Consider the following 14,017-nt stretch of genomic DNA (forward strand, 5'->3'; position numbering starts at 1 on the left):
AGCGCTCCCGGTCAGGCCGAATTCAGATGCGCGGCGAGGTGCTTGTTCATCTCGAACATCGAGCACTTGTCCTTGCCGAAGATCTTCTTGAGCTTCTCGTCGGCCAGGATCTCGCGCTTGTTGGCCGGGTTCTGCAGGTTGTGCTTCTTGATGTACTCCCAGACCTTGCTGACCACCTCGCCGCGCGGCAGGGCGGCGGCGCCAACGACGGCGGCGAGCTCGCCCGACGGCTTGAGCGGCTGCTGCAGCGCGTTCGGCTTGCCACCGGCCGCCTTCGGGGCGGCGGCCTTCTTGGCCTTCGGCGCGGCGGACTTCTCGTCTTTCTTCGGTGCGGTCTTGGTCGCCATGGCTTCCCTCCGGTTTGCCTTTGCGCGCCGTTACTCCACGGCACGAAGCCCCGCGGCGCATAGGTGCAACAACTAAGCGGTGCTGCCGCCGTTCCAAGCGGAAAATACCTCACGGCGCAACATCATCCACAGGGCGGAGGCCTTCCAGGCGCTCAAGGAGCCGTATCGGGAGAACAAAGTCGGGGACTTCATTGCCCACAACTTAGATGCAACGCGCCTCTACTTGTCGTCCGGGCGCCGCCCCATCGCGCGTTCCAGGTGTCGGAGATGGCGCAGAAAGCTGTTTTCGGACAACGGCTTGTCGGGGGAAGTCGAATTGCGGCCCCTGCTCCGAACGGTTGGCCCGCAGGGCGCGACGAAGGCCGCCGCCGCGCGCAGAGCGGATGAACCTCACGGCGAGGCCCCGAGCGGTGGCGAGGAGGGAGGAAAGTTTTTCTTGGCGAATTCTTCCTCAACGTGGACCGGGAGGGCGGCATGTGCCCCGGCGCACCTCCGGGCAGCGGCCTAACGGTTAAGGTAACAGCGCCTTAAGGCGAAGCACGGAAGGTCGTCCGATGATCATCACCGCCCTCCTCCTTGCCGTCGGCGCCGCCGTCGCCCTCATCCTCACCCTCGTATCGGCCGTCGCGGCCGAGCAGACGACTTCCTGCGAACCGTCCCGGGTCGCCGCGACCTTCTGAACGCAGGGCCGCTGACGGAACCCCGCACGGGCACGACGCTTGTTTTCCACGGGGCGCAGCTTGCCCCTGGAGCAGCCATGCCCACAGACCTGCCGAACACGCCCCCGCTGCACGCTCCCTCCCGCAACGAGCGGAGTTTCCGCAGGCCCGGCTCGATGGAGCTGGACCCGGCCTCGGGCGAGATCGCGGTCGACGAGACCGCGCGCCTGATCGCGTCGAACAAGGTCGAGGGGACCGCCGTCTACGACGGCGCGGGTAACCACCTCGGCTCGGTTCATAACTTCATGGTCGACAAGGTCTCGGGTCAGGTCGCCTACGCGGTCCTCGCCTTCGGCGGGTTTCTCGGCCTTGGCGAGAGCCATCATCCCCTGCCCTGGCGGTCGCTGCGCTACAGCGTCGAGCTCGGCGGCTACGTCGTCGAGATCGATCAGGACACCCTGGCCGGCGCGCCGCGCCACGGGCCGGGCGAGGACCCCTTCAGCGACCCGCGCTACGGCGAGCGCCTCGACGACTATTACGGCGGTCGGAAGGCGCCGACCGCCTGAGCACGCCCGACGACTTCGCGATCTCCCCCGGCGACGGCAAGCAGCCCGGCGCCCTGGTCGCGATGCCGTTCGACCGCGACAGGATCGCCCGCTTCCGCGAGACCTTTCCCCGGGCGCGCTTCCGCCGCCGGGACGCACGGTGGTTCGTGCCGGGCACGACGGCGGAGAAGCGCCTCGGCGCCTGGATCGACGGCGAGCGCATGCTCGGCGATGCCCATGCCGACGCCAAGGGGCGCGACGCCTACGAATTCGATCCCCTGGAGAGCCCCTATCTCGAGGTCGGCGACGACCTGACGGTGCGCACGCCTTATTCCCGCACCGTGATCGACACCCTGCGGACGCTGCCGCCCGCGCGATGGGATCCCCAGCGGAAGGCCTGGCGCCTGCCGTTTCGGGCCTACGAAGCCCTGCGCGCGGTCTGGCCGGTGATCGAGGCCGCAGCCCGGCGCAACGAGCCCGACGCGAAGCGCCGCCGGGCCGGCGACGAAGGCCGGCGGCTCATCGAGGCGGAACGGCGCAGGCGGCGCTATCCCGTGCCGCAGGGCGATCCTCCGCCGCTGGGCGCATCCGTGAGCACGTTGTTCTTCGGGATCGTCACCGTCGAGGCGATCGACGACGGGCCTATCATCGAGGCGGGCGAGATGCCCGTCCTGGGTCTCCCCGACGCCGAACGGCCCCATGTCTGGGGCTGGTGGCGGCCGCCGACCTGGCGCGACCTCGCGACGATCGAGCCCGCGGAGGCGGTGTCCGACGCCGACCGGCGCCGCGGCTGGTGGCTGCCCACCGAAGCGGAGCGCGGCGAGGCCCGGCGCCGGCTGAGGCGTACGGAGCGGGCGACGCAGGCGAAGAGCCGGAGCTCAGCTACAGCAGCGTCCCCCTGAGGATCAGCAGCGCCACCGAGAAGTAGATCACGAGGCCGGTGACATCGACGAGGGTCGCCACGAACGGCGCCGAAGCCGTGGCCGGGTCGAAGCCGATCCGCTGGAGGAGGAAGGGCAGCATCGAGCCGGCGAGCGAGCCGAAGGTGACGATGCCGACGAGCGCAGCCCCGACGGTCGCGGCGACCAGCGGCCAGTGCGGGCCGTAATCGTAGAGCCCCGCCTTCTGCCAGACGACGATGCGGACGACGCCGATCAGGCCGAGGATGGCGCCGAGCACGATGCCCGTCGGGATCTCCCGCACCGCGACCCGCCACCAATCGCGCAGGCGGACCTGATGGAGCGCGAGCGCCCGGATCAGCAGCGAGGTCGCCTGGCTGCCGGAATTGCCGCCGGAACTCATGATCAGGGGGATGAAGAGGGTCAGGACGATGGCCTTCTCGAGCTCGCCCTCGAAGCCCTGCATGGCAGTGGCGGTCATCATCTCGCCGAGGAAGAGGGCGCAGAGCCAGCCGGCCCGCTTCCGGATCATCGTGAGGAAGCCGATATCCATGTAGGGCTCAGGCAGAGCCTCCATGCCGCCGAAGCGCTGCACGTCCTGCGTCTGCTTCTCGATCATCGCGTCGATCATGTCGTCGACGGTGACGATGCCGATGACGTGGCCGACCGCGTCGACCACGGGTAGGGCCAGGAGATCGTACTTGCGGATCAGGCGTGCGGCCTGCTCGCGGCTCGCGGTGGGCGAAACGGCCAGCGGCCGGCGTCCGGGCGCCACGCTCAGAACGTTGTCGTCCGGCTCGCCGGAGATGAGCCGGCGCAGCGGAACCGATTTGGTGAGCGCACCCGTGCGCGGATCGAGCACGAAGATCGCGTAGATGGTCTCCCGCGTCTTCTCGACGTGGCGGACGTGCTCGAGGGTCTGGCGCACGGTCCAGTTCCCGGGGACCGTGACGAACTCGGTAGTCATCAGGGAGCCGACGCTCTCCTCGCCATAGGCGCTGAGCCTGTCGACCGCGCCGCGGGTCTCGGCGTCGAGCCGGCCGCGCAGGTCCGAGCGGCCGGGCTCCTCGATCTCGCGAAACAGGTCAGTGACCCGGTCGGCCGACATGGCGGAGAGGTAGCCGGCGATCCGGTCCCGGGGCAGCATCTCGACGATGTCGGCAGCGCAGTCGAGCTCGGGCTGGTCGAGCACTTCCACAGCCCGCTCTTGGGGCAGGCTCAGCAGGATCGCGGCGGCGACTTCCGCCGCCTCGGCGTTCAGGGCCTCGACGATGTCCGGCGCCCGCTCGTCCGCGAGACGCGCCGCGAGCACGGCAGGTTCGACGCTCGCCGGAGCGGTCGCGATCTGGTTCATGGCCTCATCTCACAAGGGCGGAAGATCGGCGGCGCGCCACCGCGACATCGGGCTGACGCCGAGAGTCGGCCAGGCCGGTCGCGCGATAGAGCGCCGCGTCGCTGCGCGCATCAACCCTCGGGATCGAGCCGGCGTCGGGCCTGCGGGTTGTGGTCCGCAGCGACCGGCACCATATTGCCGGTAGTCCTTGAGATCGCTGGGAAACCGGCGATGCGTGACGGCGCTTCGGCACTTTCCCCCGGATCTTATGAGAAATATAAGTGTAGCGTCCGCTTGTATTGTGCCCAACAGATCGCTTATATCAGGGTCGTCGAACACGAAGGAGTTTCACCATGAAGTGGTCCACCCCCGTCGTTCAGGAAGTTTGCGTCGGCATGGAAGTCACCAGCTACGACTCAGCCGAGATCGACACCTTCAACTAAGGCGTTGGCCCGCCAGGGTTCATCGTCTCTCTAACCGACCTTCACACCAGCCAGGAGAAACACCATGAAGTGGTCTGCCCCCGTCGTTCAGGAAGTCGCCGTCGGCATGGAAGTCACCAGCTACGAGTCGGCTGAGATCGACACCTTCAACTAAGGCGTCGAGCCGTTTCACCGGCTTGAAGGGCGGCACTCCGAAAGGAGTGTCGCCTTTTCTTTTGCGTGCTGGCTCGGGAGGGCCTCGCGGTCTAGAGCCAGGGGTCGTGCTGCTGCCCGGCCGGTCGCTTCCTCTCCGCACCCCTTTCCCGGACGCCTGGAGCGTCAGCGGAAGCTGTTCCGGGATGGAGGAACTGAACGGCCGCTTCAGCGGCTCGTGACGAGGGTCGCCAGGGTTCAGAGGCTTCGCGGCTTCTCGCGCTAGGTCGCGGATCGGGTTCGGCTGACGCTTCACCGACCCGGGAAAGGTCGGGAGGGCCGCGACCAAACCGATCAAAAGCGGGTCGCCCGAGAATCAGAAGGGCTGGATCGCGAAACCCGCGATCCAGCCCTTCTGATTACAATGTAGCGACGATCACAGCCGGTAGCGGATCTGATCCGTCCAGAAGCGCTCCAGGCGGCCGAGCGCGAGGTTGAGGCGGCTGAAATCGTCGTCCGAGATGCCGCCGATCGGCTGGATCGTCCGGGCATGCTTGTCGTAGAGCGCCTGGATGATGTCGTGGACGGCGCGGCCCTTCTCGGTGAGGCTGATCCGCACTGAGCGCCGGTCGGTCTTGGACCGAGCGTGGTGGAGGTAGCCCGCCTCGACGAGCTTCTTGACGTTGTAGGAGACGTTCGAGCCGAGATAGTAGCCCTTCGTCCGCAGCTCGCTCGCGGTGAGCTCCTTGTCGCCGATGTTGTAGAGCAGCAGCGCCTGCACGCTGTTCACGTCGCCGCGGTCGCGCCGCTCGAACTCATCCTTGATCACGTCGAGGAGCCGGCGATGCAGCCGCTCGACGAGATGCAGCGCCTCCAGGTAAGACCCGGCGGTCGTGCTGGTCTCAGGGGAAGTCTTGGTTTCGATAACCTTGGCGGCCTGGGTCTTCATCGAATGCCTCGTCTGCTTTGTTGTGCCTTTATCGGTGCTCTTCGTCACCGCTTATGAAGCCAACCTAGAGACCCCGAATGAAAGCCGATTTAAGCGATAGGATGAATTTGCGATTTACCTCTGCTGGTAAATGCAAAGTGAAGCTATCGACGCAACGTCTGGTTTACCTGTTCTCGGACGCAGCAAGCCAAGACAATCCGAAGTAGATAACGATGATGCTTGCTTGGGCAGCAAGCACAGGCATCGGCAAGGTCAGCAATTGCGGCGTCAGCACTGCGAGCGTCAGGGCGCTGGTGGCGGCGAGCAGCCAGACCACGCCGCCCCAGGCGCTGGTCAGCCACAACCCGACGGCGGCGACGGGATCGATCACCGCGAAATAGACGATCACCGCCTGCCGTCCCAGGGGCTCGGCCTCGAAGGGCCTGGCACCCGGCAGCACGTCGAGGATCGCCGCCCAGGTCGCAGCGCCCTTGGCAAGCCAGATCAGCGCGACGATGCGCATGAACCAGACCAGGACCGCGTCCCAGGCTGTCTGGCTGACGCTCGGCGTTCGCTCGATCCGGTCGCCCGAGCCCTCGGCGGGACGGCCGCGCCCGTCGCGCGCCGCGCCGACCTTGATCAAACCCTTCACATCCCCTCCCGCTCATGAGCGCCGAAGCGCGGCTCCGGGCCGTCCAACGGCTCGAACATCGCCGCGATCAACCGCGGGTCCACGCCGTCCAGATCCGGCGGCAGCCAGTTCGGCTTGCCGTCCTTGTCGATGATCGCGGCACGCACGCCCTCCAGGAACTCGGTCCCCTGCATGGCCCTTACGGCCAGCCGGTACTCCGCGAGCATCGCCTCGGGGAAGCTCAGGCTCCCGCCCCGCCGCATCAGCTCGTGGGCGATGGCGAGGCTCGTGGGCGAACGTGTCCGCATCAGGGCCGCCGTCTCGGCCGCGAAGGCGGAGCCGGCGGACGCCGCGACGTCGAGGCGACCGAGCACGTCGCCGACGGTCTCGGCGCAGAAACACTGGTCGATCGTGCCGCGCTCCGCGACGAGCGGTCCCGCTTCGGGGCGTTCCGTCGCCCATTCGTCGAGGACTGCGTCCACGGCACCGCCCGCAGCGAGCCCGTCGACGATGGCGTCGAAATCCGCGGCCCGCGCGCCATGCGTGGCGAGGCCGATGGCCCGCGCGTCGCCGACGCCGATCCGCGCCCCTGTGAGCGCGATGTAGGTCCCGGTCCGGCCGGGAAGCCGTGGCAGCGCGTAGGTCATGCCGACGTCGGGGAAGAACCCGATCCCGACCTCGGGCATCGCGAAGACGTAGCCTTCCGCGGCGACGCGGTGGCTTCCGTGGAGCGAGATGCCGACCCCGCCGCCCATGACCATCCCGTCGATCAGGGCGATGTAGGGCTTGGGGTATTGTTTCACCGCGGCGTCGAGGCGGTACTCGCTCGTCCAGAACGCGGAGACCTCCTCGTCCCGGCCGGCGCGGACGAGGTCGTAGACCTGCCGGATGTCACCACCAGCGCAGAAGGCCCGCCCGCCGGTGCCGCGCACCACGATGCGGGTCACCGCGGGCTCGTCGGCCCAGGCCTCGAGCTGCGCATGCATCGCCTGCAGCATGGGCAGTGTGAGCGCGTTGAGCCGCGACGGCCGGTTCAGGGTCACGAGGCCGACGGCCCCGCGCTGCTCGAACAGAATCTCCGGCTCCGCGCCACCCACCATCGGCATCCCTTCCTGCAGGGGGTGCTTAGACGGACTCGGCGCCGGGGCGTCAATCTCGCGGGAGGTGCGACACGCTCAGGCGCCGCAGCGACGCCTGAGGATGAAGTTCATCCCTACGGCTTGGGAGCGGCCTTGGCCGCAGCCTCGTCGGCGGCGCGCTTCTCCACGATCGCCGCGAACTCATCCGGGGACTTGTCGATGAAGTCCTCCAGCGCCTGCTGGAACTTCGCCTTGTCCCCGTCGCCGGGGCAGCGCGGCTCCGGTCGGCTTGCGACCGCCTTGGCGATCTCGGGCTCGACGGGACCCATCTCCTTGCGCAGGGACGAGAGCTTGACCTCGAAGGTCGCGCGCTGCTTGCCGGTCGTGGCGACATCGCATTCCTTGATCGCGGCCTCCAGCATCGCGCCGAGATAGAAACTCTTGATCCGCGCCTCCGAGGGCATCGTCGGTGACGGCGTGGTCGCGGCGGGGGCCGCATCGCAGCGCCGCAGGGATTCGTAGGCCTCGGGGAAGCCGGCGAGCTCGAAGTCCGCGTCGGAGTCCGAGAACTTCAGAATAAGCTTCTTCGCCGCGAGGATGTCCGGCACCACCGTCGCCGGGAGGTTGGTGACCAGGGTCTGCCCATCCCCGGTCCAGACCGACTTGGCGCGAACGACCTTCTTGTCGAAGGCTAGGGGCACGACGACCTTCTCGTCCTTGTCCCAGGTCCAGTTCTGGTAGACCAGGGACACGATGGCTTGATCGCCGACGAGTGCGAAGATCACCGCGTTCTCGGCGTTGTTGTCGTCCTTGTCCTTGTAGGCCTTGCTCATGAGGCAGGTCGGGCCGGATTTGTCGCCGGAGCGTTCGATGTCCCAACCCTTGGCCTTCTCGAACGGGATCTCGCCCGCGCCGAAGGCGGAGGTGGCGACGAAGCTCAGGGCCGCAATGCCCGCAAGGAGGGATACGTGTCTCAAGGCCGGTCTCCAGGCGGCCCAAGCCAGCCGACTAAGGCAAAGCTTACAACAGGGGACGTTACGTGTCCGTTGAGAGGCGACGAGAAGATGGGGCGAGTCGTCCCTTCTCGAGCCACGCGTTCATGATCAACCGGAACGGCGGCACGAGGAGCGCCGGCTTCGCGGCGCTGCTGCCACGACGAGGTCGGGCTAGGCCGGAGCGGAGTTTCGCGGAGGACCCTCCTCTACTCCGGCCGACGGCTGGTTTCGGCGCCATTCCCGGATGTGGTAGGCCGCATGGCATTCGCCCCCGGATTAATTCACCGAGTCCAAGCATGTCGCACGAGACGCCGACCCCGCGCCCCCTGGCCGTCGAGACCGCGCAGGCCGAGACGCGCCGCTTCGAGGCGCTCGGCCTCACCCGGCGGCCCCGGCGCAATCGCAAGGCGGAATGGTCGCGGCGCCTCGTCCGCGAATACGGGCTGAGCGTCGACGACCTGATCTGGCCCCTCTTCGTGATCGAAGGCCAGGGCCGGCGCGAGCCGATCGCCTCGATGCCGGGGGTCGAGCGCCTGAGCGTCGACGAGATCGTCCGCGAGGCCGAGCGGGCGGCACGCCTCGGCATCCCGGCCATCTCCTTCTTCCCCTACACGGAACCGAGCCTGCGCGACCCGACCGGCTCCGAGTCCCTCAACCGCGAGAACTTGGTCTGCCGCGCGGTGCGCGCGGTGAAGCGGGCGGTGCCGGAAATCGGCGTGATGACCGACGTCGCCCTCGACCCCTATACGAGCCACGGCCATGACGGCCTGCTTTCTGACGGCGCCATCCTTAACGACGAGACCGTCGCGCTCCTCGTCGAGCAGAGCCTGATCCAGGCCGAGGCCGGGAGCGACATCATCGCGCCCTCCGATATGATGGACGGCCGCGTCGGAGCGATCCGGGTCGGTCTCGACCGGGCGGGGTTCCGCGATGTCCAGATCATGGCCTACGCCGCCAAGTACGCCTCCGCCTTCTACGGCCCGTTTCGCGACGCCATCGGCACCTCGGCGGCCCTCGTCGGGGACAAGCGCACTTACCAGATGGACCCGGGCAACTCGGCCGAGGCCCTGCGCGAGGTGGCACTGGACATCGAGGAGGGCGCCGATTCCGTGATGGTGAAGCCGGGCCTGCCCTATCTCGACATCATCCGGCGGGTGAAGGACGAGTTCGGCGTGCCGACCTTCGCCTACCAGGTGTCGGGCGAGTACGCGATGATCGAGGCCGCCGCCCGCAACGGCTGGCTCGACGGCGACCGGGCCATGGTCGAGAGCCTGCTCGCCTTCAAGCGGGCCGGCGCCGACGGGGTCCTGACCTACTACGCGCCTCGCGTGGCGGAGCGCCTGCGCGGCGCGGTTTGAGGCCAGCGCGACGGGCGAGGGCATCGAACCGAAGGGTGGCTGCCGGCTCTCGCAGAAATCCGTTGTCGTTGGAGGCGGTGAAAGCCCCGTCCTGGATCCGATGTCCAGGACGAGGCTTGAGCGCCGCGCTCGCAGCCTTGCTCACGCTTGCCGCCTGCGAGAGTTCCGTCGACCGCCAGCGCGCGGCGATCTGCCGACGGGTCCTGCCGGCCGTCAACCCGGCCGAGGCCGACATCCGGATCCTGAGGCTTGCCGAGGGCGGGACCGCGGAGACGGTCCGGATCGACTACGCGCTCACTGCCCGCCCGGGACGGCAGTTCTGGGCGATCTGCCGGTTCGGCCCCGGCGCCGAACTCACCGCCGTCACCACGGAACGCGGCGCGGTCAGCGGTGCGTCCCTCTATCTGATGAAGCGCTACTACCTCGATTCGCCCGAGGCCGCAGCGGCCGAGCCGGCCTTCCGCTGAGCGCGGCATCTTGGAACCTGACGCGGGCAATCCCACTTCTGCGGCGTTGCCACACCGCGCCCCCGAGGAGCGCCGCCATGCTGAACAGCCAGCCCCGTTACGCCGATCCCCATCAGGGCTCCGCCTACGGCCTGCCGATGTCCCTGCCCGCGATCCGCGCGAGCCTCGGGGGGCGTTCGCTCGCCTACCTGCTGGACATCCTGTTCATCCTCGGCTTCACGACGTTCCTGTGGTTCGCCATCCTGATCCTGGGCGTCGTCACCTTCGGGCTCGGCTGGACCCTTTTCGCCATCCTCCCGGCGAGCGGCATCCTCTACAGCGCCCTGACCGTCGGCGGATCGCGCCAGGCGACCTGGGGCATGCGGATGATGGGGCTGCGCGTGATCGCCACCGAGGGCGGCCGCGTCGACATGATCACGGCGGCCGTGCACGCGCTGCTGTTCTACGTGGCGATCTCGACCTTCCTGCTCTGGTTCGTCGACGTTCTGTTCGGCTTCGTCCGCCAGGATCGGCGCCTCGGCCACGACGTGCTGCTCGGCCTCGCGGTGGTGCGGGCCTGACCTCCGTAACCGACGGAAGAAAATTATCCCCGCGACCGTGCCGGCAGTTGAGCGGCGCCCTGTTGGCGCTACACTCAACCTTGCCGGCACGTGGTGCGGCCGGCCCCGAGAGCAGCCAGCGCGTGACGAGCCACCCGCGGGACACCCCGCAATTCTACCTGACCGCGCCCTCCGCATGCCCCTACCTGCCCGGCCAGGAGGAGCGGAAGGTCTTCACGCACCTCGTCGGGCGCCGCGCCCGCGACCTCAACGAGATCCTGACGCAGGGCGGGTTCCGCCGTTCCCAGACCATCGCCTACCGCCCGGCCTGCGAGACCTGCCGGTCCTGCATCTCGGTGCGGGTCGTCGTCTCCGACTTCGTGGCCTCCGCCAGCCAGCGGCGCATCATCCAGCGCAATGAGGACCTCGTCGGCACCCCAGAGCCGAACCGCCCGGCCTCCGAGCAATACGCCCTGTTCCGGCGCTACCTCGACGCGCGCCACGGCGACGGCGGCATGGTGGACATGACCGTGCTCGACTACGCCATGATGATCGAGGACAGCCACGTCGACACGCATCTCGTGGCCTATCGCCGGCGCGGGCCGGACACGGCGATCAACGGCCGCGGCACGGGCTCGCCCATCGCCCTTTGCCTCACCGACGTGCTCTCCGACGGGCTCTCGATGGTCTACTCGTTCTACGACCCGGCCGAATCCGCCCGTTCCCTGGGCACCTTCATGATCCTCGACCATATCCGCCGCGCGGTCGCGCTCGGCTTGCCCTATCTCTACCTCGGCTACTGGGTCGATGGGTCCCGCAAGATGGACTACAAGGCCCGCTTCAAGCCGCAGGAGCGGCTCCTGGCGCCGGGCTGGGTGCGGGTGGAGTAGCTACTCCGCGGCGACCCGCGGCGTGTAGAGCGGCCCGTCATTGGCCGGAGAGCCCGGCCCCACGAACACCTGGTCCTCCGGGTCGTCCTTGGCGCCGATGAATCGCGCGAACAGGCGCACGAACAGCCGCGACAGGTCGTCGACCAGGACGAAGATCGCCGGCACGAAGATCAGCGACAGGCCGGTCGAGACGATCAGCCCGCCGATCACCGCCACCGCCATCGGCGCCCGGAACTCGCCGCCGATGCCGAGCGCCATCGCGGAGGGAACCATGCCCGCCGCCATCGCGATCGTGGTCATGACGATGGGCCGTGCCCGCTTTCGGCCGGCATCGGTGATCGCGGTCGCCCTGTCGACGCCGCGGGCCATCTCCTCGATGGCGAAATCGACGAGCATGATCGCGTTCTTGGTGACCACGCCCATGAGCATGAGGATGCCGATGACCACGGGCATCGAGATCGGCATCTGGAAGATGAGGAGCCCCAGGATCGCGCCGCCGATCGAGAGCGGCAGCGAGAACAGGATGGTCAACGGCTGCAGGAAGTTGCCGAAGAGCAGCACGAGCACGCCGTAGACCATCATCAGGCCGGCGCCCATGGCGAGCGCGAAGCCCTCGAAGACCTCGCCCATGATCTCGGCATCGCCCGTCTGCTTGATGACGACGCCCTCGGGCAGGTTCTTGGCGGCCGGGAGGGCCATGACCTGATCGATAAGCTGGCTCAGCGCATCCGATCCCATCAGGTCCGCCTCGATCGCGACGCGGACCGCGCGGTCGTAGCGGTCGACCGCCGTCGGCCCGCGCCCGAGCGTGATGTCGGCCACAGCCGATAGCGGCACCGCGGCGCCCCCCTTCACCGGAACCTTCAGCGCCTCGAGCTCGGAGAGCTGGCCTCGCACGCCCTCGGGCAATTGCACGCGGATTGGGATCTGACGGTCCTTGGCATTGAACTTGGCGAGGTTGGCCGCGATGTCGCCGATCGTGCCGACCCTGACGGTCTCGGCGATGAGGTCGGTCGAGACGCCGAGATCGGCCGCGATTCCGGGTTTCGGGGTGATGCGGATCTCGGTGCGGTCCAGCGGCGCCGTCGACATCACGTTGACGAGGTGCGGCACCTGCGCCGCCTCGCGCTGAAGCTGCGCGGCGACATCGGCCACGACCTTGTTGTCGGGGCCGGAGACGATCAGCGCGAACTCACGCTGGCCGCCCTCCTGAAGGGACCAGAATCGGACATCCGGCACCTCGCGCAGCACCGCCGAGACCTTCCGGTCGACCTGCTTCTGCGTCAGCTTGCGCTCGTTCTTCGGAACCAGGTTGATGGTCAGGCTCGCGAGCCGAATCTCCTTCTTGCCGGGCAGCTGGCGGCCGCCGTCGACGAAGACGCTGCGCACCTCGGGCATGGCCCGGATCGTGTCCACGATTCCGTCGGTGACGCGCTTGGTGTCGTCGAGCCGGGAGCCGGGCGGCAGCTCCACGACGAACATCGTGCGCGCCGCATCCTCGGCGGGGATGAAGCCGGCCGGCAGCAGTCCGGCCGAGGCGATGGAGCCGGCGAAGCAGAGGAGGCCGAGGAACAACGTGATGAACTTGTGGCGCACCGACCAGGCGACGACCCGGCCGTAATTCCTCAGGACGAAACCCTCGCGCTCGTGGTCGTGCCCAGAGTCGCGAAGGAAATAGGCAGCGAGCAGCGGCGTGATCAATCGCGCGACGAGCAGAGACATGAACACGGCGGCCGCGATGGTCAGCCCGAACTGCTTGAAGTACTGGCCCGCGATGCCCGGCATGAAGGAGACCGGCGCGAAGATCGCGATGATCGTCGCGGTGATCGCGATGACCGCCAGCCCGATCTCGTCGGCGGCCTCGAGCGCCGCGCGGTAGGGCGACTTGCCCATGCGGATGTGCCGGACGATGTTCTCGATCTCGACGATCGCGTCGTCGACGAGGATCCCGGTCACCAGCGTGATCGCGAGAAGGCTCACCGCGTTCAGGGAGAAGCCGAGCGCGCTCATGACCCAGAAGGTCGGCAACACGGAAAGCGGCAGGGCGATCGCCGCGATGATGGTCGCGCGCATATCGCGAAGGAACAGAAACACCACGATCACGGCGAGCGCGGAGCCCTCCAACAGGCCGGTCATGGCCGAGTGGTAATTGCCGATCGTGTTGACGACGCTGGTATCGAGGATGTCGAAGCGCACGCCGGGATTGGCCTTGTGCAGCTCCTCGATCTTCTTGGCCACCGCGACCGAGACCTCGGCATCCGAGGCGCCGCTCGAACGCGAGATCGCGAAGCCGACGACCGGCTCGCCGTTGAAGCGGGCGAAGGTACGCGGTTCCTCGGCGCTGTCGATGATGGTCGCGAGCTCGTCGAGCCGGACCTTCCGGCTGTTGGGCAGCACGATGGAGGTCCCCGACAAGGTCTCCAGGCTCGCCGATCCGCCGAGCGCGCGAATCGATTGCTCGCTGCCCGCGAGCTCGCCGCGCCCGCCGGCCATGTCGGCGGAGTTGAGGCGCACCTGCCGGTTGACGTCGGCCGCGGTGATCCCAAGCGCGAGCAGCCTGTCGGGCTTGAGGGTAATGCGGATCTCGCGCGCCACGCCGCCCAGGCGCTCGACGCCGCCCACACCCTTCACGCCCTGGAGCTGGCGCGCCACCACGTCCTCGACGAACCAGGAGAGGTCCTCGGGCGTCATGGCGGGCGCGGAGGCGCCGTAGATCATGATCGGCAGCCCCGCGATCTCGACGCGGCTGATGATCATGATCTACGGCGCCTC

The 14,017-nt window shown here is 68.1% G+C and carries 16 protein-coding genes; 9 read left to right on the forward strand and 7 right to left on the reverse strand.

What is annotated here, in order from left to right:
- Positions 1-11: 11 nt before the first annotated feature.
- Positions 12-347 (reverse strand): SWIB/MDM2 domain-containing protein, encoded by a 336-nt coding sequence (locus tag MFF55_RS12800; RefSeq protein WP_238244481.1) that lies wholly within the window; start codon positions 345-347, stop codon positions 12-14.
- A gap of 554 nt (positions 348-901) precedes the next feature.
- Between MFF55_RS12800 and MFF55_RS26820 the strand changes: the two genes are divergently transcribed.
- From MFF55_RS26820 to MFF55_RS12810, 3 genes are all read left to right on the forward strand, one after another.
- Complete coding sequence (locus MFF55_RS26820) at positions 902-1,027, forward strand: hypothetical protein (RefSeq protein ID WP_283206736.1); 126 nt, start codon at positions 902-904, stop codon at positions 1,025-1,027.
- A gap of 77 nt (positions 1,028-1,104) precedes the next feature.
- Entirely contained in the window at positions 1,105-1,572 is a 468-nt protein-coding gene (locus tag MFF55_RS12805; protein ID WP_238244482.1) for a PRC-barrel domain-containing protein, read from the forward strand.
- A 62-nt stretch (positions 1,573-1,634) separates the two neighbouring features.
- Positions 1,635-2,453: a hypothetical protein gene (locus MFF55_RS12810; RefSeq protein WP_238244483.1), complete on the forward strand. Its 819-nt coding sequence runs from the start codon at positions 1,635-1,637 to the stop codon at positions 2,451-2,453.
- Here MFF55_RS12810 and mgtE read toward each other — a convergent pair.
- Complete coding sequence (gene mgtE / locus MFF55_RS12815) at positions 2,434-3,804, reverse strand: magnesium transporter (RefSeq protein WP_238244484.1); 1,371 nt, start codon at positions 3,802-3,804, stop codon at positions 2,434-2,436. The genes MFF55_RS12810 and mgtE overlap by 20 nt on opposite strands.
- A gap of 332 nt (positions 3,805-4,136) precedes the next feature.
- Between mgtE and pqqA (MFF55_RS12820) the strand changes: the two genes are divergently transcribed.
- Together pqqA (MFF55_RS12820) and pqqA (MFF55_RS12825) are read left to right on the forward strand one after the other, a co-directional pair.
- Entirely contained in the window at positions 4,137-4,226 is a 90-nt protein-coding gene (pqqA, locus tag MFF55_RS12820; protein WP_238244485.1) for a pyrroloquinoline quinone precursor peptide PqqA, read from the forward strand.
- A gap of 64 nt (positions 4,227-4,290) precedes the next feature.
- Positions 4,291-4,380 carry a pyrroloquinoline quinone precursor peptide PqqA gene (gene pqqA / locus MFF55_RS12825; protein WP_238244486.1) on the forward strand — a complete coding sequence of 30 codons (90 nt, stop codon included), beginning with the start codon at positions 4,291-4,293 and terminating at the stop codon, positions 4,378-4,380.
- Positions 4,381-4,794: 414 nt separating this feature from the next.
- Here pqqA (MFF55_RS12825) and ldtR read toward each other — a convergent pair whose 3' ends face one another.
- The 4 genes from ldtR to MFF55_RS12845 form a co-directional block, all read right to left on the reverse strand.
- A complete protein-coding gene (gene ldtR, locus MFF55_RS12830; RefSeq protein ID WP_238244487.1) occupies positions 4,795-5,307 on the reverse strand; it encodes a transcriptional regulator LdtR in 513 nt (170 codons plus the stop codon).
- Positions 5,308-5,470: 163 nt separating this feature from the next.
- The gene (locus MFF55_RS12835; protein ID WP_238244488.1) at positions 5,471-5,938 is read right to left on the reverse strand and encodes a DUF6163 family protein; all 468 of its coding nucleotides are present in this window, start codon (positions 5,936-5,938) and stop codon (positions 5,471-5,473) included.
- A complete protein-coding gene (locus tag MFF55_RS12840) occupies positions 5,935-7,017 on the reverse strand; it encodes an enoyl-CoA hydratase/isomerase family protein (protein ID WP_238244489.1) in 1,083 nt (360 codons plus the stop codon). The genes MFF55_RS12835 and MFF55_RS12840 overlap by 4 nt, the downstream gene beginning before the upstream one ends.
- A 113-nt stretch (positions 7,018-7,130) precedes the next feature.
- Positions 7,131-7,973, reverse strand: coding sequence for a hypothetical protein (locus MFF55_RS12845; RefSeq protein ID WP_238244490.1), 843 nt, complete (start codon positions 7,971-7,973; stop codon positions 7,131-7,133).
- Between the two features lie 314 nt (positions 7,974-8,287).
- Here MFF55_RS12845 and hemB point away from each other — a divergent pair, with 314 nt between their 5' ends.
- The 4 genes from hemB (at position 8,288) to MFF55_RS12865 (ending at position 11,245) form a co-directional block, all read left to right on the forward strand.
- On the forward strand, positions 8,288-9,349 hold the full coding sequence (gene hemB / locus MFF55_RS12850; RefSeq protein WP_238244491.1) for a porphobilinogen synthase: 1,062 nt from the start codon (positions 8,288-8,290) through the stop codon (positions 9,347-9,349).
- A gap of 116 nt (positions 9,350-9,465) precedes the next feature.
- Positions 9,466-9,816, forward strand: a complete 351-nt coding sequence (locus MFF55_RS12855; RefSeq protein ID WP_238244492.1) for a hypothetical protein — start codon at positions 9,466-9,468, stop codon at positions 9,814-9,816.
- A 77-nt stretch (positions 9,817-9,893) separates the two neighbouring features.
- Positions 9,894-10,376 (forward strand): RDD family protein, encoded by a 483-nt coding sequence (locus MFF55_RS12860; protein WP_373874799.1) that lies wholly within the window; start codon positions 9,894-9,896, stop codon positions 10,374-10,376.
- 122 nt (positions 10,377-10,498) lie between these two features.
- Positions 10,499-11,245 (forward strand): arginyltransferase, encoded by a 747-nt coding sequence (locus tag MFF55_RS12865; protein ID WP_238244493.1) that lies wholly within the window; start codon positions 10,499-10,501, stop codon positions 11,243-11,245.
- Here the strand turns inward: MFF55_RS12865 and MFF55_RS12870 are convergent, their stop codons facing one another.
- Complete coding sequence (locus MFF55_RS12870; protein ID WP_238244494.1) at positions 11,246-14,002, reverse strand: efflux RND transporter permease subunit; 2,757 nt, start codon at positions 14,000-14,002, stop codon at positions 11,246-11,248.
- Between the last annotated feature and the right edge of the window lie 15 nt (positions 14,003-14,017).

It is taken from the genome of Methylobacterium iners (assembly GCF_022179305.1).
Lineage (GTDB): Bacteria > Pseudomonadota > Alphaproteobacteria > Rhizobiales > Beijerinckiaceae > Methylobacterium > Methylobacterium iners.

Bases quoted from the DNA above. Each gene is read 5' to 3' on its own strand.
- MFF55_RS12800 (WP_238244481.1), bottom strand. From the start codon at position 347: ATGGCGACCAAGACCGCACCGAAGAAAGACGAGAAGTCCGCCGCGCCG.
- MFF55_RS26820 (WP_283206736.1), top strand. From the start codon at position 902: ATGATCATCACCGCCCTCCTCCTTGCCGTCGGCGCCGCCGTCGCCCTC.
- MFF55_RS12805 (WP_238244482.1), top strand. From the start codon at position 1,105: ATGCCCACAGACCTGCCGAACACGCCCCCGCTGCACGCTCCCTCCCGC.
- MFF55_RS12810 (WP_238244483.1), top strand. From the start codon at position 1,635: ATGCCGTTCGACCGCGACAGGATCGCCCGCTTCCGCGAGACCTTTCCC.
- mgtE (WP_238244484.1), bottom strand. From the start codon at position 3,804: ATGAACCAGATCGCGACCGCTCCGGCGAGCGTCGAACCTGCCGTGCTC.
- pqqA (WP_238244485.1), top strand. From the start codon at position 4,137: ATGAAGTGGTCCACCCCCGTCGTTCAGGAAGTTTGCGTCGGCATGGAA.
- pqqA (WP_238244486.1), top strand. From the start codon at position 4,291: ATGAAGTGGTCTGCCCCCGTCGTTCAGGAAGTCGCCGTCGGCATGGAA.
- ldtR (WP_238244487.1), bottom strand. From the start codon at position 5,307: ATGAAGACCCAGGCCGCCAAGGTTATCGAAACCAAGACTTCCCCTGAG.
- MFF55_RS12840 (WP_238244489.1), bottom strand. From the start codon at position 7,017: ATGGTGGGTGGCGCGGAGCCGGAGATTCTGTTCGAGCAGCGCGGGGCC.
- hemB (WP_238244491.1), top strand. From the start codon at position 8,288: ATGTCGCACGAGACGCCGACCCCGCGCCCCCTGGCCGTCGAGACCGCG.
- MFF55_RS12860 (WP_373874799.1), top strand. From the start codon at position 9,894: ATGCTGAACAGCCAGCCCCGTTACGCCGATCCCCATCAGGGCTCCGCC.
- MFF55_RS12870 (WP_238244494.1), bottom strand. From the start codon at position 14,002: ATGATCATCAGCCGCGTCGAGATCGCGGGGCTGCCGATCATGATCTAC.